Origin of the sequence: Bacillus sp. AFS055030 (assembly GCF_002574545.1) — a bacterium.
Classification (GTDB): Bacteria; Bacillota; Bacilli; order Bacillales; family Bacillaceae_G; genus Gottfriedia.
Window position 1 is genome coordinate 144,416 of the sequence record NZ_NUGT01000080.1, and the last position, 22,957, is coordinate 167,372.

The window sequence follows — 22,957 nt, forward strand, 5'->3', positions numbered from 1 at the left end:
TTTTAGTGTCGATTGATCCAAAAATTAATTAATTCCTTAATTAGACATATATATAGTCTATGAGGTGATCAAATGGAACGAGTTGCATTGTACTTACGTAAAAGTCGAGCAGATTTAGACGCAGAAGCTAGAGGTGAGGGTGAGACTTTATCAAAGCATAAAGAGCAGCTTTTAAAATTCGCTAAGGAAAATGATTTAAACATAATTTGTATTAGGCAGGAAATTGCATCAGGTGAATCGCTTGTTTATCGGCCAGAAATGTTAAAGCTATTACAAGAAGTTGAAGAATTTAAATATGATGGTGTGTTAGTAATGGATATGGACCGTCTTGGACGCGGTAATATGAAGGAGCAGGGCATTATTTTAGAAACGTTTAAATCATCTAAAACAAAAATCATTACACCAAGAAAGACATATGACCTTCATGACGAGTTTGATGAGGAATACAGTGAATTTGAGGCTTTTATGGCCCGAAAAGAATTAAAAATAATTACTCGTAGGCTTCAACGAGGTCGAGTTTTATCGGTCCAAAGAGGAAATTATTTAGGAACATTTGCTCCTTATGGTTATGAGATTTATGAAACAAAGGAATTCCGCTCTTTACGTATTAATAGCGATCAAGGGAAGGTAGTTAAAACTATTTTTGAATGGTATACAAAGGATTTGATTGGTGCAACTGAAATTGCTAACCGTTTAAATCAAATGAATATCCCTTCCTTTACAGGAAAAAAATGGAGTTATCATTCCATTTTGGAGATGATAAAAAATCCTATTTATATAGGTAAAGTGACTTGGAATAAAAAATCAAGTAAGGGCATGAGAAAACCAAAATCTGACTGGATAATTGTTGATGGAAAACATGAAGCCATTATTGATCCTGATCAATACAATTTGGCACAAGATATTTTAAAAAGTCGATACCATGCCCCCTATAATAGTAAATTAAGTAATCAGTTAGCCGGAATCATTATTTGCAGCAAATGCAAGTCGAAATTACAGCAGCGTTATCCAAAAGGCAAACCTAAACAAATCGTGTGTACAAATAACCGTTGTAACACTCGCGCATCCTATACACATTTAATTGAAGAGAGACTTTTACAAGGGTTAGAAATTTGGTTAAAAGAATACAAAATAAGTTTTACGAATCGAACCAACGAGGAAGATTTGGACGTAACTAATTTAAAAAAACAAGCACTTAAACAAATCGAGAATGATTTAAGTGAAGTAGTAAAACAAAAAAATAATTTATTTAATTTACTAGAACGCGGTGTTTATGATGAAACGATTTACAATGAACGTTCTGAAATCCTCACTAATCGAATAAACGAACTTTCAAATAGTAAAACGTTAATTTTGGATGAACTAGCCAAATATCATAATAAGGAGTTATTAATCGATCAAATAATTCCAACCTTTGAAAAAGTGTTAGATTTGTATTACAAAACAACTGATATTGAATTGAAAAATCGTCTCCTAAAATCAGTTTTATTTAAAGTAGAGTATAAAAAAGAACCTCATCAAAAACTAGATGATTTTACACTCACACTTTTTCCGAAGCTTCCTAGGTGATCTTGTTGACTGATTTGGTATTACCATCTAAGTCACATTAAATTAGTTCCATTTAAACCTAAAGCATCGTTTGTAGAAATACCTAATACAACAGGTTTTCCATTTCTCAAAGTAGCCTTAGCTGCCATTAATACAGGGCTATCAGTTTGAGCATTAGCAAACTTACTCATTGAATTTCCTGTTAAGGGTGCAATTACCATACAATCTAATTGTACTTTTGGACCAAATGGTTCTGCTCCTACAATTGAGTCAACTGTTTTACGCCCTGTAATTTCTTCTATTTTTTCGATCCAGTCTTCTCCTACACCAAATCGAGTTGTTGTACTTTTTACAGTAAACGTAACAACAGGATATACGTCAGCTCCATCATCCACTAGCTTTTGAATTTGAGGAACTACCTCTTCATAAGTACAATGTGACCCTGTAATACCAAATCCAATTTTCTTACCTTTCAACGTCATTTTGGTTGCTCCTTCCTTTTATCTAATTCTACCTTTAATAGCTGTGCTAGTACGTTTCCAATTATTTGACCTGCTGTTTTAGGAGCAACGATTCCTGGTAAACCTGGTGCTAATAATGCCTTAATACCTCTTTTTTCAGCATAACGAAAATCTGTTCCTCCAGGTTTTGAAGCTAAATCAATGATTAGAGAATGAGGTTGTAATTTTGAAATGACACTTGCTGTAACAATTTGAACTGGAACAGTATTAATTACAACATCGACATCCTTTAAGGCCTCTTCTATATTCTTAAATTCAAAAGCTTCTAAGCCCATTTCAACAATTCTAGCAATGTGCTCTGATTTACGCGCCCCTACTCTTACTTTTGCACCCAAATTATGAAAAGTCCTCGCGACGCTCATTCCTGTACGACCTAAACCTAATACGGCTACTTTCGAATTATGAATTGTATATTCCGTATGTTGAATGACCATCATGATCGTACCTTCAACGGTCGGAATACTATTATAAATAGCTACATCGTCTCGTTCAAATAATTTTACTAACTTTCGATTTGAAGCTGTAACTATACTGTCTAAGTATGAGTTACTTATTCCAGAATAAATCGTACAATGCGAAGGAGTACTATCTAGAATTTCTTTTGTCAGTACAACTTTTTCATTTGAAAAAATTGTATCGACAACTCCTTCATTATTCGTACCTGGTACAGGTAGAAGAATTGCATCTAGATCTTCAAAATCTACATCTGCCATTAATTCTTTAGATGCACTGGTAAAGCCACTATCTAATTGTTCAAAACCTATTAATGTTACCTTTGCGTCTAACTCTGTTAACTTCCGAATAACTTCAAGCTGTCTGGCGTCCCCACCAATAACAGCAATATGCAAGCCAGTTAACATGCAGCATTCACCTTCTTTACTTCACTATGGTAAATGGAAATTAATCTTTGTAAGCAGGACTACCGCCTAACATCTTTCTCCTAAATATCTTATGAATCTTCCAATGCATTGGTGAAGATTCTTTCTAAAATTAAAAAGCAGTAATGATAAACTGTTTAAATATGGGCAATTATCTTTATTTCTTAAACTAAAAAAATAAAGAGAGCCCTTAAAAAGGCTCTCTAATTTATCAACTTATTGCTTAATATTTGTTGGAATTACTCCATCAGGACTTACTAATGAAACTGCGTAGTTATCAGTAAAAACAAACTTCGCGATATCATTTACTTTATCAATTGTTACACCATCTATTAGTTGAATGACTTCATCTAAAGAACGATGAATACCTAGCATTAGTTCATTTTTACCATTTCGACTCATTCTGCTATTTGTACTTTCTAATCCTAACATTAAGTTACCTTTTAATTGCTCTTTACAATTATTTAATTCTTTTTCTGTAATTCCTTCAGCATTTAATACTTTTAAAGTTTCTTGGATCGTCTCAAATAATTGATTTATTTGGCTTTTTCCAGTCCCTGCATAAATTGCAACTGTACCGCTATCTTGGTATGCAGAGTGATAAGAGAATACAGAATATGCAAGTCCTTTTTGTTCACGAACATCTTGGAACAATCGACTACTCATACTACCACCTAGAATATTATTTAAGGCAATTAATGGATATAAATCGTTATGTCCAAGTTCTAGACCTCTATAGCCAACACAAAGATGTGCTTGCTCAGTTTCTTTTTTGCGAGCAATTTGTCCATAATGTATTGTAGGAATCCCGAAGTTTACATCTTTCTTTTTACCCTCATAATTTCCAAATAAATCTTCAACACGTTTAATAAATGAATCATCAATATTACCCGCAATTGAAATGACTACTTGATCTGGAGTGTAAAAATCCTTCATGTACTGGCGTAATGTATCACCATTAAAAGATTTTAAAGTTTCTTCTGTACCTAAAATTGGATAACCTAATGGATGAGTTTCATACATCACTTTACTTAATAAATCATGAACTAAATCATCTGGTGTATCATCGTACATTTTGATTTCTTCAAGTACTACATTTTTTTCTTTTTCTAATTCACCTTCATCAAAAGTAGAATTAAAAAACATATCTCCTAATACTTCTAACGCGTAATCCGCATGTGTATCTAACACTTTAGCATAATAACAAGTATATTCTTTAGACGTAAATGCATTTACTTGTCCACCAATTGAATCGAAACTTTCAGCGATTTCTTTCGCATTGCGTGTCTTTGTGCCTTTAAAGAACATATGCTCAAGAAAATGTGAAACACCATTTAGTTCTGGCGTTTCATTGCTTGAACCTGTTTTTATCCAGACTCCTAGTGCAACTGAACGGACAGTTGAAATATTTTCAATTACTACTCTGACTCCATTTTTGCAAGTATGTCGTACAATCATTTAATGCCTCCTATGTATACACCATCTATTTACACATTTGTAATAAGATTGAAAAATATAACTATATTTTACAATCATCTTAACAAAGCTGGATGTAATTGTCATTTGTTTTCAACTTTTTTAATTGGATCGTACCGTTTTTCATCTAATAAAGTTGAAATATTTACAACTTTTCTACCTGATGCCTCTATTCTTGTAATTAGTTCATCAAGTGCCTCAGCTGTTGGTTTCGTTGGATGCATAAGAACGATTGTACCATTACCTACTTTTTTCATCACACGATTAATAATGACTTCTCTTGGTGGTTTCTGCCAATCAATCGTATCTGCTGTCCACATAATTGTTTTTAACCCTAAACTTGAAGCAATTTTAACTACTTCATCACGATAACTACCGCTTGGAGGGGCAAACCATACAACTTTTTGATCAGTTGTTGCAAGTATGACTGAATTTGTTTTTGTTATTTCATTTCTTATTTCCTGACTACCTAATCTCGCCATATCGGGATGTGAATAAGAATGGTTTCCAACTTCTTGGTCTGCAGCAGTGATTAGTTGAGCAACCGTTGGATTATTTTTTGCCCATCTACCTTCAAGAAAGAAAGTTGCTTTTGCATTGTGCTTCTTTAATACTTCTAACATTTTCGGAATATATTCATTTCCCCACGCAACATTGATTGTAAATGCAACCATTGGCTTTTCTGGATTCCCTTTATATACTGGTGATGGTGGCAAATCCTTTAAATGAACTTTTGGAGAAACTTCTTTAAATACGAGCTTATTCTGATCAAACTTACCGATTACCTTCATTTTCTTATATGACTCATTAATATCAACTGTTAAACCATTATAGCCGGGTATCGCTTTCCATACCGAATCCACATGAGCATCCTTTGGAGGTATCTCGAATTTTTTCGCCTTTGATTTGATTTCATCGTATAATCCATTTGTTTTCGCTGAAACAATTGACGACTTTGATGTTAAGATTCTCACGTATTGATTAGTATATGGATTTCTAACTACTAAAATTGCTAGAAATAATGCCATAACGATTGCAAAGACTTTTAACAGATTTCTACCCATTTCCTAAACACCCTCCTACTAGAAGGAATATGATATTTTTTATAAAATAGAACAAGCTTTGTACTGATTTACGAGCAAAACTAATTTATTTAATCAATTCAAGTTCTACTTTTTTATTGTAACCAAAAAAAATTTAGTCACGCATGAAATTCAGGAATTTTAAAAGAGGGGACTAAGAAGCGGGTAAATGTAAAAAACAACAGGCTCATTTCGATGTGCCTGTTGTTTTAAATAATTTAAGAAATAGCGTACCGAGCTTTCTGCTTTACGTGATGTCTAGTTCCGCAAGCTAGCTCTTCGGTAATATTCCATTAATCTTCGAAGTGGAAAATTCACCACTTCTTCAGATGAATGGAGATATTCCTTTCAGAGCTGGGCGAGCTTGCTCCACTTTTCATTGTTGCTCAGCTTTTTCTTTTTGTTCTTTTAATACAGCTTTGCGGGATAAGTTTACGCGTCCTTGTTTGTCGATTTCGGTTACTTTTACAAGGATTTCGTCTCCGATTGAGACTACGTCTTCAACTTTTGCAATTCGTTCTTCTGCAAGTTCTGAAATATGGACTAATCCATCTTTACCTGCAAAGATTTCGACGAATGCGCCGAATTTTTCAATTCGTTTTACTTTACCCATGTATAATTGACCTACTTCTACTTCACGAACAAGGTCTTCGATAATTTGTTTTGCGCGTTCATTCATAGGTTGATCTACAGATGAAATAAATACTGTTCCATCTTGTTCAATGTCGATTTTCACGCCAGTTTCTTCAATGATTTTATTGATTTGTTTTCCACCTGGTCCAATAACATCTTTAATTTTATCTGGGTTAATAGTCATCATTAAGATTTTTGGAGCAAACTCAGATAATGCTGTTCTTGGTTCGCTGATCGTAGCAAGCATCGAATCAAGGATTTGCATACGGCCAATCTTTGCTTGTTCTAATGCTTCTTTTAAAATTTGTTCTGATAAACCTTCAATTTTAATGTCCATTTGAAGTGCAGTTACACCTTTAGCCGTTCCTGCTACTTTAAAGTCCATATCTCCTAAATGATCTTCCATACCTTGAATATCTGTAAGAACTGAATAATGTTCACCAGATTTAATTAATCCCATAGCAATACCAGCAACTGGTGCTTTAATTGGTACACCAGCATCCATCATTGCTAGCGTACTTGCACAAATACTTGCTTGAGAAGTAGAACCGTTTGATTCAAGTACTTCTGATACTAGACGAATTGTGTATGGGAAATCCTTTTGATCCGGAATACTTGGCTCAAGTGCTCTTTCGCCTAATGCTCCATGTCCAATTTCACGACGACCTGGTCCACGAATTGGTCCTGTTTCACCAACACTGAATTGTGGGAAATTATAATGGTGCATAAAACGTTTTGATTCTTCAATGCCTAAGCCATCAAGAATTTGTACATCTCCTAAAGCGCCTAGTGTACAAATACTTAACGCTTGAGTTTGTCCACGAGTGAATAATCCAGAACCATGTGTACGTGGTAATAAACCAACTTGTGATGATAATGGACGGATTTCATCTAATTTTCTTCCATCAGGACGAACCTTTTCAACCGTAATTAAGCGACGCACTTCTTCTTTAACAAGCATTGAAAGGATTTCTTTTACTTGTCCAATCGTTTCTTCGTCTGCTTCATTTTCTTCAAACTGAAGAACAACACGTTCTTTTACTTCATTAATTGCAGCTTCACGAGCATGTTTTTCATGAACTTGAATAGCTGCATTTAATTCTGTTTCACAAATTTCACGGATTTGTTTTTCTAATTCAGCATCAAGTTCATGAAGCTGGATTTCCATTTTTTCTTTTCCAATTTGTGCTACGATTTCTTCTTGGAATGCAATTAACTTTTTAATTTCTTCATGACCAAACATAATTGCTTCAAGCATTACTTCTTCTGGTACTTCATTAGCGCCAGCTTCAACCATGTTAATGGCATCTTTTGTTCCAGCAACCGTTAAATGAATGTCACTGTTTTCTGCTTGCTCAACTGTTGGATTAATAACTAATTCGCCATTAATACGACCAACGATTACGCCAGCAATTGGACCGTTAAAAGGAATGTCAGATACGCATAGAGCTAGTGAGCTACCAAACATAGCAGCCATTTCTGATGAACAATCTTGATCAACACTCATTACCATGCTGATTACTTGAACTTCATTACGGAATCCATCTGCAAATAATGGTCGAATTGGGCGGTCAATTAGTCGACTCGCTAATATTGCTTTTTCACTCGGTCTACCTTCACGTTTAATAAATCCACCAGGAATTTTACCTACTGCATATAAACGCTCTTCGTAGTTTACTGTTAATGGGAAAAAGCTAACTTTTTTAGGTTCCTTTGATGCAGTTGCTGTTGCTAATACGACAGTATCTTCGTATCTTACTAAAACTGCTCCATTTGCTTGCTTTGCTAATTGTCCTACTTCAACAGTAAGAGTTTTACCAGCAAGCTTCGTGGAAAAAACGTGCTTTTGTTGTTCCATATGGTATAAATACCCCTCTCTAATTTACAATTCAAAGTCTAAACTAATTATGTAAAAAAATCGTATATTCTCTATTATCTCCTATGTTTAGTAAAGAAATCAACTAACGAGAAAAATGAGAATAAATATTTATAAATTTAGAATTCAATTTTAAAACGATATGTATAAGAAAAAGCGGGAAGAATCCCGCTTTTTCTTAAAGTATCAAATTAATACTCAAATTAACGACGTAAACCTAATTTGTTAATTAAATCACGGTAACGAGTAATGTCTTTGTTACGTAAGTAGTTAAGTAAGTTACGACGCTTACCAACCATTTTTAATAAACCACGACGAGAGTGGTGATCTTTTTTGTGAGTACGTAAGTGCTCATTTAAAGAGTTAATGTTTTCAGTTAAAACTGCGATTTGAACTTCTGGAGAACCAGTATCGTTCGCATGAGTTTTGTAAGTGCTGATAATTTCGTTTTTACGTTCTTGAGTTAATGCCATGTTTTTTCACCTCATAATATTATTGTTGAACACCTATCACCTAGCAGTCGTCGGTGAATCGATTTGCCAAGCAACGGTTTTTCAAGTACTTTAATAATATAACATTGTTTTAATTATAAAAGCAAGTATTCTAAATTAGTTATTCTCGAAAATAATTTTTTACTGTTTCACGATCTTTTTGTAATTGATCGATTAACTCATTTATACCATTAAATTTCTTTTCAACACGTATTCTTGCATACCAAAAAATTTCAACTTCTTTTCCATATATATCTTCATTAAAATCAAAAATATTTACTTCAATTGTTTTTTTTTGGAACTCATGATAGAAAGTTGGTTTGTATCCTATATTACACATACCTTCATATAATTCACCGTTAACAATACATTTTACAGCATATACACCTACTGAAGGTAATGCATATGGAATGGAAACAGAGATATTAGCTGTAGGAAAACCAATCGTTCGACCACGTTTGTCTCCATCTACAACAATCCCTTTAATTTGATATTGTCTGCCTAGTAAGCGAGTAGCTGTTTCCATTTCACCAGCTTTTATCGCTTCTCTAATTCGTGTTGAACTTACTTTCTCACCGTCTAAAACGAATTTTGAAACTGTTGATTGAGTAAATTCACCTCTAGAATGAAATGGTAATGATTCCATATTCCCTTTACCATATTTTCCAAATGAAAAATCAAACCCAGCAACAACATGCTTTGCATTTAAAGAAATAATGTATTGATCGACAAATTCTTGTGGAAGTAAAGTAGCAAATTCCTCAGAAAATTCAACTACAAATAATTGGTCTACACAAAGTTTCTCCATCCACTTCACTTTTAGCTCCAAAGGTGTCAAATAGGAAATTGCATCATCACGATTTCCGAGAATTGCAGAAGGATGTGGATCAAATGTCATCACTGATAATAATAATCCTTTTTCATCTGCAATTTCTTTGGCAGTTTTTATGACTTGTTGATGTCCTTTATGTACTCCATCAAAAAAGCCAAGTGCTAAGACCGTTTCTTTACAATCTTCTTTTTTTATTGAATGAGGATGGGTGATTTTTATTATTTTTGTCATATTTATCACCTTTTCTATAATCAAGTCTCTTTTCCCATTATAGAACAATGATTAAAATTTATATAGTTTTTTCTATTGGTTATGAAATACTCTAGTCGGTTTAATAACTTTATTATTTTTAGGATTTGGAGTGTACATTGCAATAATTTTATTACTTTCGTTGTAAACTGCTATATATTCTCCTTCTTTACAGTTCATCGTATTCGAGAAAAATCCTCCGTTAAATACTCTAGCCTCTTCAATGGCATTTACAGTTAGACGTGGATACTCATTAAGAGCTTGCTCCATCGATAACATTACACGATCTAACGTTAACTCATTAGCATTTTCTTCTAATTCTGCAAATGTAACACAATCATCAATCGTAAATGCACCTGCTTTTGTTCTAGTTAAATAAGACATATGAGCAGGAAACCCTAATAGTTCCCCAATTTGAACAGCTAGCGTTCTAATATATGTACCTTTACTACAGAAAACTTCAAATTTAAACGAAATTGTCTCTCCTTCGAATACTTCTCGATCATCAAGTAAAATAATTTCAAATATCGTAACCGTTCTAGTTGGACGTTCAACTTCAATTCCAGCCCTTGCGTATTCATATAGCTTTTTGCCATTTACTTTAACAGCAGAATACATAGGAGGAGTTTGTCTGATTTCTCCTGTTAATTGATGTAAGACGTTTAAAATTTCTTCACGAGTAATAACTCGATCTACCTTCTTTTGATCAATTATTTCACCATGAGCATCCTCTGTTGTTGTAGAAAACCCTAAAGTAATTTCACCAATATATTTTTTTCGATCATCGGTTAAATATGGAATTAACTTTGTAGCTTCACCTACACAAATCGGCAAGACACCCGTTACTTCTGGATCAAGAGTTCCTGTATGACCGACTTTTTTCGTCTTTAAAATCTTTCTTATATTAAAGACACAATCATGAGAGGTAAGACCTGCTGGTTTATTCAGTGCAATTACACCATTCATTTTATCACCTATTGTTTTCTTTTTATCCTGATGAAAAATGGATAGACGAATCACTCGCCTATCCATTCATTATCAGTTATTTTCTTTATTAATTTGAGTTAGCAATGTTTCAATTCGATTACCATAATCGACTGATTCATCAAATTCAAAAATTAATTCTGGTGTCTTACGTAAACGAATACGTTGACCAATCTCAGAACGGATAAATCCTTTTGCTTTCGCTAATCCAATTAATGTATTTTGACGTTGTTCATCGTCACCTAATACTGAAATATAGACTTTAGCTTGTTGAAGATCACCAGTTACTTGAACATCGGTAACTGTGACGAAGCCGATTCTTGGGTCTTTAATTTTTCTACCAATAATTTCACCAAGTTCTTTCTTCATTTGTTCCCCAACACGATGTGCTCTTACTTTCATACTTTCACCTCTATCTTACAAAGCAAAACAATTCGTGCTTTCATACGATTAGTTTAACTAATTGTATAAATAATTATTTATTATGCTGAACTTATTCAATTGATGTTAAGTCCATTATTTATTTCCAGTTCTAAATCATCTTCTAAATGAAAATAATATGTTGTCTAGCTTTTAGCGACTTTCCCCTTGAGGTCATAAGCCCAATAGCAGTAAAGGTTAAAAACCAACCTTTTCTGCTTTTGTTCTTATGCTTGTCGGGGCTTAGCGAAAGCCTTCCACTTTTCGTTATTATTTACGTTTAATTTCTTCCATTACGTAGGCTTCGATTACGTCGCCTTCTTTAATGTCATTGTATTTCTCGATTGTGATACCACATTCGTAGTTTGTTGCTACTTCTTTAACGTCATCTTTGAAACGTTTTAGTGTGTCTAATTGACCTTCGAATACAACGATTCCGTCACGAATTAAACGTACACCGCTGTCACGAGTGATTTTTCCATCTGTTACGTAACATCCAGCAATTGTACCAACTTTTGATACTTTAAATACTTGACGAACTTCTGCTTGACCGATGACTTTTTCTTCAAACTCAGGGTCTAACATACCTTTCATCGCAGATTCAATTTCTTCGATTGCTTTGTAAATAATTCGGTGTAAACGAATATCTACATTTTCTAAATCAGCTGTACGTTTTGCATTTACATCAGGACGTACGTTGAAACCGATAATAATCGCATTAGATGCAGAAGCTAAAATGACATCAGACTCAGTAATTGCACCAGCGCCTGTGTGAATGATTTTAACTTTTACGCCTTCTACTTCAATTTTTTGTAATGAAGCAGCCATCGCTTCAACAGAACCTTGAACGTCTGCTTTTACAATTATGTTAATTTCTTTTACATTACCTTCTTGAATTTGAGCAAATAAATCTTCAAGAGATAATTTTGAACTTTCGTTACGTTGTTGAAGAACTGCTTTTGAAGCACGAGCTTCACCAACTTGACGTGCGCGTTTCTCATCGGCAAATACCATAAAACGGTCACCAGCTTGAGGCACTTCATTTAAACCAGTAATTTCAACTGGAGTAGATGGACCAGCTTCTTTAATTCGACGACCTAAGTCATTTACCATTGCACGTACACGACCAAATGAAGTACCAACTACAATTGGATCTCCAACTTTTAATGTACCATTTTGAACTAATAAAGTTGCAACTGCACCTTTACCTTTATCTAATTCAGCTTCAATTACAGTACCTAGTGCTTTACGTGTTGGGTTAGCTTTATATTCTTCTACTTCACTAACTAAAAGAATCATTTCAAGTAACTGATCAACACCATCACCATTTAATGCTGAAATAGGAACAAAGATTGTGTCTCCACCCCATGCTTCAGATACAATACCGTGTTCAGTTAATTCCTGCATTACACGATCTGGGTTTGCAGATTCTTTATCCATTTTATTCACAGCGATAATAATAGGTACCTCTGCAGCTTTTGCGTGATTGATTGCTTCTACTGTTTGAGGCATAACACCGTCATCAGCTGCTACAACGATAATTGTAATATCTGTTACTTGTGCCCCACGTGCACGCATTGTAGTAAATGCTGCGTGACCAGGTGTATCTAGGAACGTAATTTTCTTTCCTTCGATTTCTACTTGGTAAGCACCGATATGTTGTGTAATTCCACCTGCTTCTCCCGCAGTAACTTTTGATTTACGAATATAGTCAAGTAAAGTAGTTTTACCATGGTCAACGTGACCCATAATTGTTACAACTGGTGGACGTTCTTGTAGACTAGCTTCATCGTCAGCTTCTTCATCAATAAAGCTTTCGAAATCTGTTTCATCAACAATAACTTCCTCTTCAACTTCTACTCCGTAGTCACTTGCTAATAATTCGATTGTGTCTTTATCAAGGTCTTGGTTAATTGTTGCCATAATGCCTAGCATAAATAATTTTTTAATTAATTCTGATGGTTCTTTACCTAATTTTTTTGCAAGCTCAGATACTTTTAATGAACCTGAGAATATTATTTTATTTGAGGTGTTCTCGGTTGAGTTATTTTTATGATTCATATTTTGATTGCCTTTCTTTATCCCTGTCGTTTGTCGATCTTCATTTTGACTGCTTTGCTTTTGGCTATCAGTCTTTTTCTTTTTATTACTGTTCTTTTTTGATTTTACTTTTTCTTCTTCTAATTTATAGTCTACTTCATAATCAAGCTCTTCACTAGCTTCAACATTGAATGCAGGAATTACCTTAAAAGAAGATTTGGACACGGCTTTTTGGGGTTGTTTGATCTCTACAGACTTTGGTTGAAAACTTTTATTTAATTTTTCAACAATATCCTCTGCAATTGTGGCCATATGATTCTTTACTTCGATTTTTAAATCCTTGAGTCTTTCAATAATTTCCTTACTTGAAACATTTTGCTTTTTAGCATACTCATAAATTCTAATTTTCGTCATACGTTCACCCCCAGATTAGTCCATTAATTTAATAATGTCTGAAGTTTTGTTGCAAATCCTTGATCAGTAATTGCAACGACCACTCGAGCGTCTTTCCCAATTGCCTGCCCTAATTCAAAACGATTTTCAACATAACAAAGTGGAGTATTGTAAAAAATTGTCTTGTCTTTTATTTTCTTCGCAGTTAAATCGGAAGCATCCTTTGACAAAATAACAAGTTTTGCTCTTTTTTGTTGAACTTCTTTTACAACTAACTCTTCGCCTGAAACCACTTTACGAGCTCTAGTCGCAAGTCCTAATAAAGACAGTCCTTTATTTGTCATGCTTGTTCCTTTTCAATATACGCTAAAAGTTCTTCATATAAACTTGCATCAATTTTAGCGTTTAATTGCTGTTCTAAAGTATTTTTTTGTTGCGCTTGTTTTACAACGTCAACAGATTTTGTTAAATAAGCTCCACGACCTGATTTTTTACCACTTGGATCAATGGATACTTCTCCTTCTTTAGAACGAACAATTCTAATTAATTCTTTTTTTGGTTTCATTTCTTGTGTTACTACACACTTACGTAAAGGAATTTTTCGATTCATGAGTTTACTCACTCCTCATTAAAGTCGTCAGCGTAAGCATCGAAATCATCATTAGATACACTTACTTCTTGGGTGTTTGATGTATAGTCAATACCAATTTTATCTGCATCCGACTGTGATTTAATATCAATTTTCCAACCAGTTAAACGCGCAGCTAATCTAGCATTTTGACCTCTTTTTCCAATTGCAAGAGATAACTGGTGATCTGGAACTACTACTGTAGTCGCTTTTTCTTCTTCATTTACTAAAACTCTAATAACTTGAGATGGGCTTAATGCATTTGCAACAAATTCAACTGGATCTGAAGACCATCTTACAATATCAATTTTTTCACCTTTTAATTCATTAACAATTGATTGTACACGTTGACCTTTTTGACCTACACAAGCACCAACTGGATCTAAATCAGGATTGCTTGTATATACTGAAATCTTAGAACGGTCACCTGCTTCACGTGCTACAGAACGAATTTCTACTACACCATCATAAATTTCAGGTACTTCTGTTTCAAATAAACGCTTTAATAATCCCGGGTGAGTACGTGATACAAAAATTTGTGGACCTTTTGAAGTTTTTTCAACTTTTGTTACAAATACTTTAATACGATCATGGATTCTGTATTTCTCAGTTGGAATTTGTTCAGTTACAGGTAGTACTGCTTCAATTTTACCTAAGTTAACATAAATTGCACGTGAATCGATACGTTGAACTGTACCTGTCATCATATCTTCTTGGCGGTCAATATATTCTGAATAAATTACACCGCGTTCAGCTTCACGCACTCTTTGTGTTACTACTTGTTTAGCAGTCGTTGCAGCAACTCGTCCAAAGTCTTTAGGTGTTACTTCTAATTCAATGATATCTCCTACCATAAAGTTTGGATTGTGTTGTTGTGCTTCTTCCACTGTAATTTCTAAACGTGTATCAAACACATTACTTACTACTTCTTTTCTTGCAAAAACACGAATTGACCCGTTATGTAGGTTAAAATCAACTCGAACATTTTGTGCTTGATTGAAATTACGTTTATATGCTGAAATTAAAGCTGCTTCAATTGCTTCAATTACTACATCTTTACTAATTCCTTTTTCTCTTTCAATTATTTCTAATGCTGTTAATAACTCCGAACTCATTAAAAAGTACCCCCTACTTAAAAAAACGTAACAGCAAGTCTTGCACTTGCGATTTTTGGTGTTGGAATTGTAATCATTTTTTTTCTTGTTTTAATTGTTAACTCTAACTGAACTTCCTCAGAAGTATAGGAAATTAATTTCCCTTCAAATTTCTTTTCGTCAAGGATTGGTTCATAAGTTTTAATGAAAACTTGTTTTCCAATTGCTTTTATAAAATCTTGTTCTTTCTTTAAAGGACGCTCAGCACCTGGTGATGAAACATCTAAGAAATATAGGTTTTCAATTGGATCTTTTTCATCTAAGACTTCACTTAGTCTTTCACTTACTGCAGCACATTGCTCCAAATCAATTCCAGACTCACTATCTATAAATACTCGAAGGAACCAGTCTTTTCCTTCTTTTACGTATTCGACATCAACTAACTCTAATCCTAGTTGTTCAATTATTGGTTGCGCTAATTCTGATACAACCTCTGTGACCTTCTTACTCAAGAAGTATCCTCCTTCCAAACATTACAAGATGAAAATTCCCTGCTATTTAGCAGGGAAATTATCTTTAGTATTTCCAATTTACGCAATTATTGTAACTTAAAATTCAAGTTACTAACTACGTAAGAGATGAATTGGGTCATAAGGGTAATAAGAAAGAGCAGGTTGCCCCTGCTCTTCAAGAAAAATCCCGTGCTAAATTACATCTGTATCTACTATACCATAATTCCCAAGTTTTGCAAACTGTTAAAAGCCATCGAAAAGTGATAATTGGTTTTGATCAGGTAAGTTTTGTAAACAGCCTTGTTTATCTAAATACTCCAATACTGTTTTAGAAATTTTACTTCTTTGTTGTAAGTCTTCTTTCGAAAGGAATTCTCCGTCTTCTCTAGCTGCAACTATATTTTTAGCTGCATTCGTTCCTAATCCAGGAATCGAATTAAACGGTGGAATTAATTTGTTCCCATTTACTAAAAATTCATCTGCACTCGATCGATATAAATCCATTTTTTCAAATGAATAACCTCTTTCACACATTTCCAATGCTAACTCTAGTACAGTCATTAAATTTCGCTCTTTTACAGATGCATCTAATCCTTTTATCGCAATTTCTTCAATTTTAGCTTTAATCGTACTTGGGCCAGCAATCATTGCTTCAATATCGAAATCTTCTGCTCGTACTGTAAAATACGCAGCATAATAAAGAATTGGATGGTGTACTTTGAAATATGCAATACGTACTGCCATTAAAACATATGCAGCCGCATGCGCCTTAGGGAACATGTACTTAATTTTTTTACATGAATCAATATACCAAGCAGGTACATTATTATTTCTCATTTCTTCTTCCCACTCTGCTGGTACACCCTTACCTTTACGAACAGATTCCATTATTTTAAATGCTAATGACGGCTCTAATCCTTGATAGATTAAATAAACCATGATGTCGTCACGACAACCAATTACTTCAGAAAGTGTACAAGTTCCACTGTTTATTAATTCAGATGCATTTCCTAGCCATACATCTGTACCATGTGATAAACCAGAAATTTGAACTAGTTCTGAAAATGTTGACGGCTTCGTATCTTCTAACATTTGACGAACGAATTTTGTTCCGAATTCAGGAATTCCATAAGTACCTGTCTTACAGCCTATTTGCTCCTCTGTAACACCTAATGGTTCTGGTCCAGCAAATATTTTCATTACTTCAGGATCGTCGGTTGGAATCGTTTTTGGATCGATACCACTTAAGTCTTGAAGCATACGGATAACAGTAGGATCATCGTGTCCTAGTATATCTAGTTTCAATAAATTATCATGGATTGAATGGAAATCAAAATGTGTCGTCTTCCATTCAGACTTAACATCATCAGCTGGGAACTGAATCGGTGAAAAATCATAAATATCCATATAATCTGGAACTACGATAATTCCACCTGGATGCTGTCCAGTTGTTCTTTTTACCCCTGTACATCCCATAGCTAATCGATCATATTCAGCACCACGTAAATTTAGATTATGATCATTTGCATAACCTCTTACGTAACCATATGCTGTCTTATCAGCTACAGTACCGATTGTACCTGCACGGTAAACATAATCCTCACCAAAAAGTACTTTTGTATAATTGTGAGCAGTTGGTTGATATTCTCCACTAAAATATGACAATAGGTAAGCCTTTGAAGTAATCTCCAGCTTTTCCCCTGTCCCACACCGTACGTGACCCTTTCGGAGTCATACGGCGCTCCATCGTCTTTATATTTACGAAGATTTATATAACTAGCGCTTGGAATCCTACAACCTTACGTAGTCTATTGAGTTTCTTAATTGCTCTGGTGTCTAATGTATTGACATGATGTAATTTAATAGGATCTTTCATCGGATTCTTTGTATGAACAAGATTATGAAAATCTTTCTTAATAATAACCAGATTGTCGTAGTCATCGCTTCCCCCCATTTTTGTGGGTAATATATGATGACAAATACAGTTTGACGGCATGAGCCTTTCACCTGAAATGTAGCATTTTCCTCTTTGTGCTACATATTTACTTATCCGATTATTTTCATACAAAGTAGATTTTGATGAGTAGTTCCCTTTTCTTAAATGTTCAATTTCAATTGCGGTCACATATACTAAGTCTTTATGAATTCTTTGGCGGTTCTCTTTGTCATAAATCGTAAATTCAGGTTCTCTTTGTCCTCGTATTTGGTGTCTTATTGATTCAAACGGTAAGACAAGGATCCCATTACTTTTAAACCTCTTGTATGTGAAGTCGTTATAGAACTTTTCTATAACAGCATTGTTTTCTGAAGTTGGATTAAAAATGTTCCGCTTCAGCAAGGTTTTAATCTTAAAATGTATGATATGTCTAATATCATTGAAATCAGAGGATACCCTCGTCGCAATTTTATAGTAATTATGGATACCTAAAGTGAACGCATTAAGGTCAAGAATCTTATTTGGAGTTGGATTTTTTCTTATTTGACTTAGTTTATGCTGATAAACTTTTATCACTTTTTCTTTCGACTTCGGAGATATTTTTGAATTAACTATATATCCCCTTTTTGCTGTCCCTTTTTGAACTGCTCGAAAGCGTACACCTAAGAAATCCGTTCCATTCTTGCGAAGATTGATGATTTTACTCTTTTCAGGACTCACCTCTAAGTCTAATCGTTCCTTTAACCATTTTTTTACTGCTACAAAGAGTTTACAGGCATTCTCATAAGAGTTTGTAAAGATTTTAAAGTCATCGGCGTACCGAACAATGTAACATGGCTTTAACTTTGTTTTCTTTAAAGCATCTGTTCGATTCCTTTTGAGCTTATAATTCACTCTTGTTGGCTTTGTTTCCCATTGATTTGAAATCCACCAATCTAACTCGTTTAGAACTATATTTGCAAGAAGCGGTGATAAAATACCGCCTTGTAGTATTCCTTTTTCGGGTATACCTTCACCAACAAATTCAGCCTTTAACATTTTCCTTATAATAGAAAGTACCTTTTTATCCCTTATTCCGATAGCCCATAGTTGTTTTCCTAGCTTTTTGTGATTTACGTTGTCAAAGAACCCTTTAATATCTATATCGACTACATAATGATGATAACTATGATTAACCATGTGATAGCATCTTGCTAGTGCATCATGTGTATTTCGAAGTGGTCTAAATCCATAACTTGATGGGTGAAATTTAGCTTCAACAATCGGTTCAAAAACCTGTAAAATCATTTGTTGTATGAATCTATCTTCTATCGTTGGAATCCCTAAAGGACGCTTTTCACCATTTGGCTTTGGAATTAGCACTCGTCTTACCAATTCTGGTTTGTAGTCGTGTAGTTTCCTCCGAACCATTTTAATGAGCTTTTCTTTATTCATCTTGTTCAGATGTTTGATATTGTGACCATTTGTACCTTTTGTTTTGCATCTAGTGTTACTTTTTAAATTTCTAAAAGCAAGGAGGATATTTTCTTCTGAAATGATTAAATCATAGAGCCTTTTAAAATATCTTCCATTCTTACTCTCAGAATATAAAGTATCAAATGTTTCTTGAACATTAAAATATTCATTATTTCTTAGTTTTTGAACTATTAAGTCAGCCAACTAATCACCTCCAAAAGGCTTTCGTTTCTATTTAGTCATACGAGAATACTGACTTGTGTAGGATTTTGTTTCGTAAAAAGACGACTCAAGCCCTTCCCTCAGAATTGTTTTATCCTCAAACCTATTCGATATATTCGGTTTTCAACGGCAATTCCTGCAAACGGTACTACGGCTTTAATGCCACTCCGATAAATCTTCATTATACTCATAAGAGCTTTTTGAAGAACGACTTTTAAGCAATGTGTAATCATCTCGAGTCTTCGGAGCTTCCCACGTTCCGTTAATTCTATCTATACATACTTCCTTAGGTTTCCTCTATACTCCGTCTAGCACAATAGCTCCTATAAAGCTATGTGGATTTTCATAACCTAACGTTTACTCATCCACACTAGAAAGTCCTATTTTGGACCTCTAAGCATTTCTACTTAGCGACATTCACGAAGAGTCAGTCAAGGATTCGTCCAGATAATTCTATCCATTCTAACCATAGAAGTTTTGTAGACACCCGGCCTATCATTTACAACCAATAAAGGTCTTTCCTCACCATTAGTGTTAGGGTAAACTTCAGCCGGCTTTAGCGGGCTTCAAACAAATTACGTTATTACAGTACGTGCCTTGCTTGCCGCAGATTCAGTGAGTGTGTTTCAAGACGTTACCCTTTTCATTCCACACTTCGAATTAACAGTTCTCCTAGCTTTAGCTAGTGGCTAATCTTTTCAATTAGCAACGTGGCGCACTCAAATCTATGTCCGGAACCTTATCTCCTTTAAATCCAAGGAAGGTTTCAAAAGGAATATCATGTCCATCTTTTTTATATGCAGTACCACATTCTGGACAATCTTTGTTCGGTAAATCGAATCCAGAACCAACTGATCCATCATTGAAAAACTCAGAGTGCTTACAATTTGGACAGACATAATGTGGTGGAAGTGGATTTACTTCTGTTATTTCTGTCATTGTCGCTACTAATGATGAACCTACAGATCCCCTAGAACCTACTAGGTATCCGTCATCTAATGATTTTTTTACAAGTTTATGCGAAATCAAGTAAATTACGGCAAATCCATGCCCAATAATACTTTTTAACTCTTTTTCAAGACGGGCTTCTACAATTTCTGGTAATTGTTCTCCGTAGATCGATCTTGCCATTTGATAACTCATATTACGAACTTCATCTTCAGCACCTTCGATTTTTGGAGTATATAAGTCATCTTTAATTGGTTTAATATCTTCAATTAAACTTGCAATTTTTTGAGTATTTGTAACGACTATTTCCTTTGCTTTTTCTTCTCCTAAAAATGCGAATGAAGATAGCATCTCATTTGTTGTTCTAAAATGAACATCTGGTAATCGATGTCTATTTAATGGATTTGCACCACCTTGAGAACCAACTAATATTTTTCGATAAATTTGATCTTCTTTTTGTAAGTGATGAACGTTACCAGTTCCAACTACAATTTTTTCTACCTTTTCAGCCATTTTTACAAGCTTTGAAATGACTTCTCTTAAATGTTGTTCATTTCGAACAATTTCTAATTCCACTAAATGTAAAAGTGTCTCAGGCGGCATTACTTCAATATAGTCATAAAACTCCATTAGCTTTTCCGCTTCTTCAGGAGATTTTTGAACACTTGCCTCAAAAACTTCACCTTTATCACACGCAGAACCAACTAATATTCCTTCTCGATGTTTCACTAGTAATGATCTAGGAACCCTTGCAACTCGATGATGATAATGTATATGAGAATATGAAACAATTTTAAACAAGTTTTTTAGTCCAGTTTCATTCGTAGCTAATAGAGTTGCATGTGATGGTCTTGCTCGTTTATAAGCATCGCCTTTACCCATGTTATTATTTAGCTCGTCATGATAATGCATACCTTGTTCTGCTGCGTCTTTTAACATTTTTAAAAGTAAGAAGCCAGTAGCCTCAGCATCGTAAATCGCTCTATGGTGTTGTGTTAAGTTTATATCGAATTTTTTACAGAGTGTATTTAAACGGAAGTTTTTAAAATCTGGATATAAAGTTCTAGCTAACTCAAGCGTATCAATTACACCGTTATTCGTAATACCTATCTCATATTTTTTAAAGCCCATTTGGATAAAGCCCATATCAAATGAAGCATTATGAGCTACGAGTATATCGTCACCCATCCATTCTTTAAACTCACGAAGTACGACATCAACATTTGGGGCATCTTTTACCATTTCGTCAGTAATTCCCGTCAATTCAATCGTAGTTGCTGATAGTGGATGATGCGGATTTGCAAATCGCTCAAATCGATCAATGATTTCACCTTTATGGATTTTTACAGCAGCTAACTCGATGATTGTATCATAAACAGCTGAAAGACCTGTTGTCTCTACGTCGAATACAACATAGGTTGCTTCCTCTAGTGAAATATGAAATGGATTATATGCTGTTGGTACACCATCATTTACTAGATTTATTTCAACGCCATATAGTATTTTTACACCGTGTTTCTTACCTGCTCCATATGCTTCAGGGAAGGCTTGAACAACTGCATGATCCGTTATTGCAATTGCCTCATGTCCAAACTTACTTGCTTGTTTAACTAAATCTCCTGCTGAAACGACTGAATCCATTTGGCTCATATGTGTGTGAGCATGTAACTCAATTCGACGCTCTCCTTCTGGCGCTTCATCCTTGCGTTCATCTGGATTAATTTCATTTATATCATTTGCAATCATGACTAAATCACGTACAAAAGTGTCGTTTTGAACAGATCCTCTAACTTTTACCCACATACCTTTTTTAATTCTATTTAGCATAGGGATATCTTCTTTATCTCTAGAGAACATTTTAACTAGTATTGAGCTCGTGTAATCAGTTATTTTAAAGGTAATTAAAACACGGCCACTCTTAAGTTCACGAATTTCAGAATCGAATACATATCCTTGAAGAACTACTCGTTTTTCTTCTTCAATAATAGACGAAATCGTATTAATTTCAGTTTCCTTAATATAATATCCAACAACAAGAGGACCCTCAGGCTCATCTCCTTCAGCTTCTTGGGCAGCCTCTTTCTTTTCTAATTCAACAAGTACTTCCATCGCTCGCTTGCGATCTTCTTCTGCTTTTTTCTCAAGAAACTCAGTTTTTTCGTCAACATTATCTTTTATCGTATTCTCAAAAAACAACTTAGGAAATCCTACTTTTTGATATAAATCTTGCAACTGAGGAACGTATCGATTTGTAAAAGCATTCTCTTCAATTAGACTATTTAAGTCAATTATTACTTTATTATTTTCAACTTTAGGGTGGGCTGATTCAATATGCTGTAATATAGGGGATTTCGATTCAACAGATTGAATCATAAATGACCAATAATCAACTACTTTTTGTTCATCTATATTAGGATTTTCTGTATTAATAACGACCGAAACATCTGCTATATGTTTAAAAGTTCTTAATAAACTTGTTACAAATACTTGGAACGTTGCAAAAGGTAAAACATTATCGATCTTAAATGTAAACTGCCATTTTTTTTCGGTTTTATTTACTTCAAGATTTACGATTTCCCCATTTTTAAAATACATGTCTCGCATATCTTCGGGAAATTGAAGCTGATCTAATAATAGCTGAAACCGCTCCTGACGAGTTTGTCCCATTTTTTCACCAACCTTTTTATATAAATTTCAGTAAATGTGTAAAAAAAAATCGAAAGTACCTCTAAAAGAAGA

General features: G+C 34.3%; 15 protein-coding genes and 3 pseudogenes. 1 reads left to right on the plus strand and 17 read right to left on the minus strand.

Annotation, left to right across the window (positions count from 1 at the left end):
• Positions 1–72: 72 nt before the first annotated feature.
• Positions 73–1,569: a recombinase family protein gene (locus tag CN925_RS18660; protein ID WP_098848333.1), complete on the plus strand. Its 1,497-nt coding sequence runs from the start codon at positions 73–75 to the stop codon at positions 1,567–1,569.
• 35 nt (positions 1,570–1,604) lie between these two features.
• Here CN925_RS18660 and dpaB read toward each other — a convergent pair.
• The 17 genes and pseudogenes from dpaB to CN925_RS18745 form a co-directional block, all read right to left on the minus strand.
• Positions 1,605–2,030: pseudogene (gene dpaB, locus CN925_RS18665) on the minus strand (dipicolinate synthase subunit B); the annotation flags it as partial.
• Positions 2,027–2,929: a dipicolinic acid synthetase subunit A gene (gene dpaA, locus CN925_RS18670; RefSeq protein ID WP_098848334.1), complete on the minus strand. Its 903-nt coding sequence runs from the start codon at positions 2,927–2,929 to the stop codon at positions 2,027–2,029. The gene dpaA and the pseudogene dpaB, both read right to left, overlap by 4 nt.
• A gap of 234 nt (positions 2,930–3,163) precedes the next feature.
• On the minus strand, positions 3,164–4,405 hold the full coding sequence (locus tag CN925_RS18675) for a M16 family metallopeptidase (RefSeq protein ID WP_098848335.1): 1,242 nt from the start codon (positions 4,403–4,405) through the stop codon (positions 3,164–3,166).
• Between the two features lie 101 nt (positions 4,406–4,506).
• Positions 4,507–5,487 (minus strand): polysaccharide deacetylase family protein, encoded by a 981-nt coding sequence (locus CN925_RS18680; protein WP_098848336.1) that lies wholly within the window; start codon positions 5,485–5,487, stop codon positions 4,507–4,509.
• 394 nt (positions 5,488–5,881) lie between these two features.
• On the minus strand, positions 5,882–7,996 hold the full coding sequence (pnp, locus tag CN925_RS18685; protein WP_098848337.1) for a polyribonucleotide nucleotidyltransferase: 2,115 nt from the start codon (positions 7,994–7,996) through the stop codon (positions 5,882–5,884).
• 221 nt (positions 7,997–8,217) lie between these two features.
• Entirely contained in the window at positions 8,218–8,487 is a 270-nt protein-coding gene (rpsO, locus tag CN925_RS18690) for a 30S ribosomal protein S15 (protein ID WP_098848338.1), read from the minus strand.
• A 139-nt stretch (positions 8,488–8,626) separates the two neighbouring features.
• A complete protein-coding gene (gene ribF / locus CN925_RS18695; RefSeq protein ID WP_098848339.1) occupies positions 8,627–9,568 on the minus strand; it encodes a bifunctional riboflavin kinase/FAD synthetase in 942 nt (313 codons plus the stop codon).
• 72 nt (positions 9,569–9,640) lie between these two features.
• Positions 9,641–10,552: a tRNA pseudouridine(55) synthase TruB gene (truB, locus tag CN925_RS18700; RefSeq protein ID WP_098848340.1), complete on the minus strand. Its 912-nt coding sequence runs from the start codon at positions 10,550–10,552 to the stop codon at positions 9,641–9,643.
• Between the two features lie 72 nt (positions 10,553–10,624).
• A complete protein-coding gene (rbfA, locus tag CN925_RS18705) occupies positions 10,625–10,972 on the minus strand; it encodes a 30S ribosome-binding factor RbfA (protein ID WP_025568543.1) in 348 nt (115 codons plus the stop codon).
• 288 nt (positions 10,973–11,260) lie between these two features.
• The gene (gene infB, locus CN925_RS18710; protein ID WP_098848341.1) at positions 11,261–13,444 is read right to left on the minus strand and encodes a translation initiation factor IF-2; all 2,184 of its coding nucleotides are present in this window, start codon (positions 13,442–13,444) and stop codon (positions 11,261–11,263) included.
• Between the two features lie 23 nt (positions 13,445–13,467).
• Positions 13,468–13,767: a YlxQ family RNA-binding protein gene (locus tag CN925_RS18715; RefSeq protein ID WP_098848342.1), complete on the minus strand. Its 300-nt coding sequence runs from the start codon at positions 13,765–13,767 to the stop codon at positions 13,468–13,470.
• Positions 13,764–14,033, minus strand: coding sequence for an RNase P modulator RnpM (rnpM, locus tag CN925_RS18720; RefSeq protein WP_098848343.1), 270 nt, complete (start codon positions 14,031–14,033; stop codon positions 13,764–13,766). The genes CN925_RS18715 and rnpM overlap by 4 nt, the downstream gene beginning before the upstream one ends.
• 8 nt (positions 14,034–14,041) lie before the next feature.
• A complete protein-coding gene (gene nusA, locus CN925_RS18725) occupies positions 14,042–15,166 on the minus strand; it encodes a transcription termination factor NusA (protein ID WP_098848344.1) in 1,125 nt (374 codons plus the stop codon).
• 17 nt (positions 15,167–15,183) lie between these two features.
• Positions 15,184–15,657 (minus strand): ribosome maturation factor RimP, encoded by a 474-nt coding sequence (gene rimP / locus CN925_RS18730; RefSeq protein ID WP_097975469.1) that lies wholly within the window; start codon positions 15,655–15,657, stop codon positions 15,184–15,186.
• 243 nt (positions 15,658–15,900) lie between these two features.
• A pseudogene (locus CN925_RS18735) lies at positions 15,901–17,313 on the minus strand (PolC-type DNA polymerase III); the annotation flags it as partial.
• Positions 17,314–17,425: 112 nt separating this feature from the next.
• Complete coding sequence (ltrA, locus tag CN925_RS18740) at positions 17,426–19,252, minus strand: group II intron reverse transcriptase/maturase (RefSeq protein ID WP_098848346.1); 1,827 nt, start codon at positions 19,250–19,252, stop codon at positions 17,426–17,428.
• A 735-nt stretch (positions 19,253–19,987) separates the two neighbouring features.
• Positions 19,988–22,885 (minus strand): annotated as a pseudogene (locus tag CN925_RS18745) (PolC-type DNA polymerase III); the annotation flags it as partial.
• Positions 22,886–22,957: the final 72 nt, after the last annotated feature.

Excerpts from the sequence above, each read along its gene's own strand:
- CN925_RS18660 (WP_098848333.1), top strand. The coding sequence starts at position 73 with ATGGAACGAGTTGCATTGTACTTACGTAAAAGTCGAGCAGATTTAGAC.
- dpaA (WP_098848334.1), bottom strand. The coding sequence starts at position 2,929 with ATGTTAACTGGCTTGCATATTGCTGTTATTGGTGGGGACGCCAGACAG.
- CN925_RS18675 (WP_098848335.1), bottom strand. The coding sequence starts at position 4,405 with ATGATTGTACGACATACTTGCAAAAATGGAGTCAGAGTAGTAATTGAA.
- CN925_RS18680 (WP_098848336.1), bottom strand. The coding sequence starts at position 5,487 with ATGGGTAGAAATCTGTTAAAAGTCTTTGCAATCGTTATGGCATTATTT.
- pnp (WP_098848337.1), bottom strand. The coding sequence starts at position 7,996 with ATGGAACAACAAAAGCACGTTTTTTCCACGAAGCTTGCTGGTAAAACT.
- rpsO (WP_098848338.1), bottom strand. The coding sequence starts at position 8,487 with ATGGCATTAACTCAAGAACGTAAAAACGAAATTATCAGCACTTACAAA.
- ribF (WP_098848339.1), bottom strand. The coding sequence starts at position 9,568 with ATGACAAAAATAATAAAAATCACCCATCCTCATTCAATAAAAAAAGAA.
- truB (WP_098848340.1), bottom strand. The coding sequence starts at position 10,552 with ATGAATGGTGTAATTGCACTGAATAAACCAGCAGGTCTTACCTCTCAT.
- rbfA (WP_025568543.1), bottom strand. The coding sequence starts at position 10,972 with ATGAAAGTAAGAGCACATCGTGTTGGGGAACAAATGAAGAAAGAACTT.
- infB (WP_098848341.1), bottom strand. The coding sequence starts at position 13,444 with ATGACGAAAATTAGAATTTATGAGTATGCTAAAAAGCAAAATGTTTCA.
- CN925_RS18715 (WP_098848342.1), bottom strand. The coding sequence starts at position 13,767 with ATGACAAATAAAGGACTGTCTTTATTAGGACTTGCGACTAGAGCTCGT.
- rnpM (WP_098848343.1), bottom strand. The coding sequence starts at position 14,033 with ATGAATCGAAAAATTCCTTTACGTAAGTGTGTAGTAACACAAGAAATG.
- nusA (WP_098848344.1), bottom strand. The coding sequence starts at position 15,166 with ATGAGTTCGGAGTTATTAACAGCATTAGAAATAATTGAAAGAGAAAAA.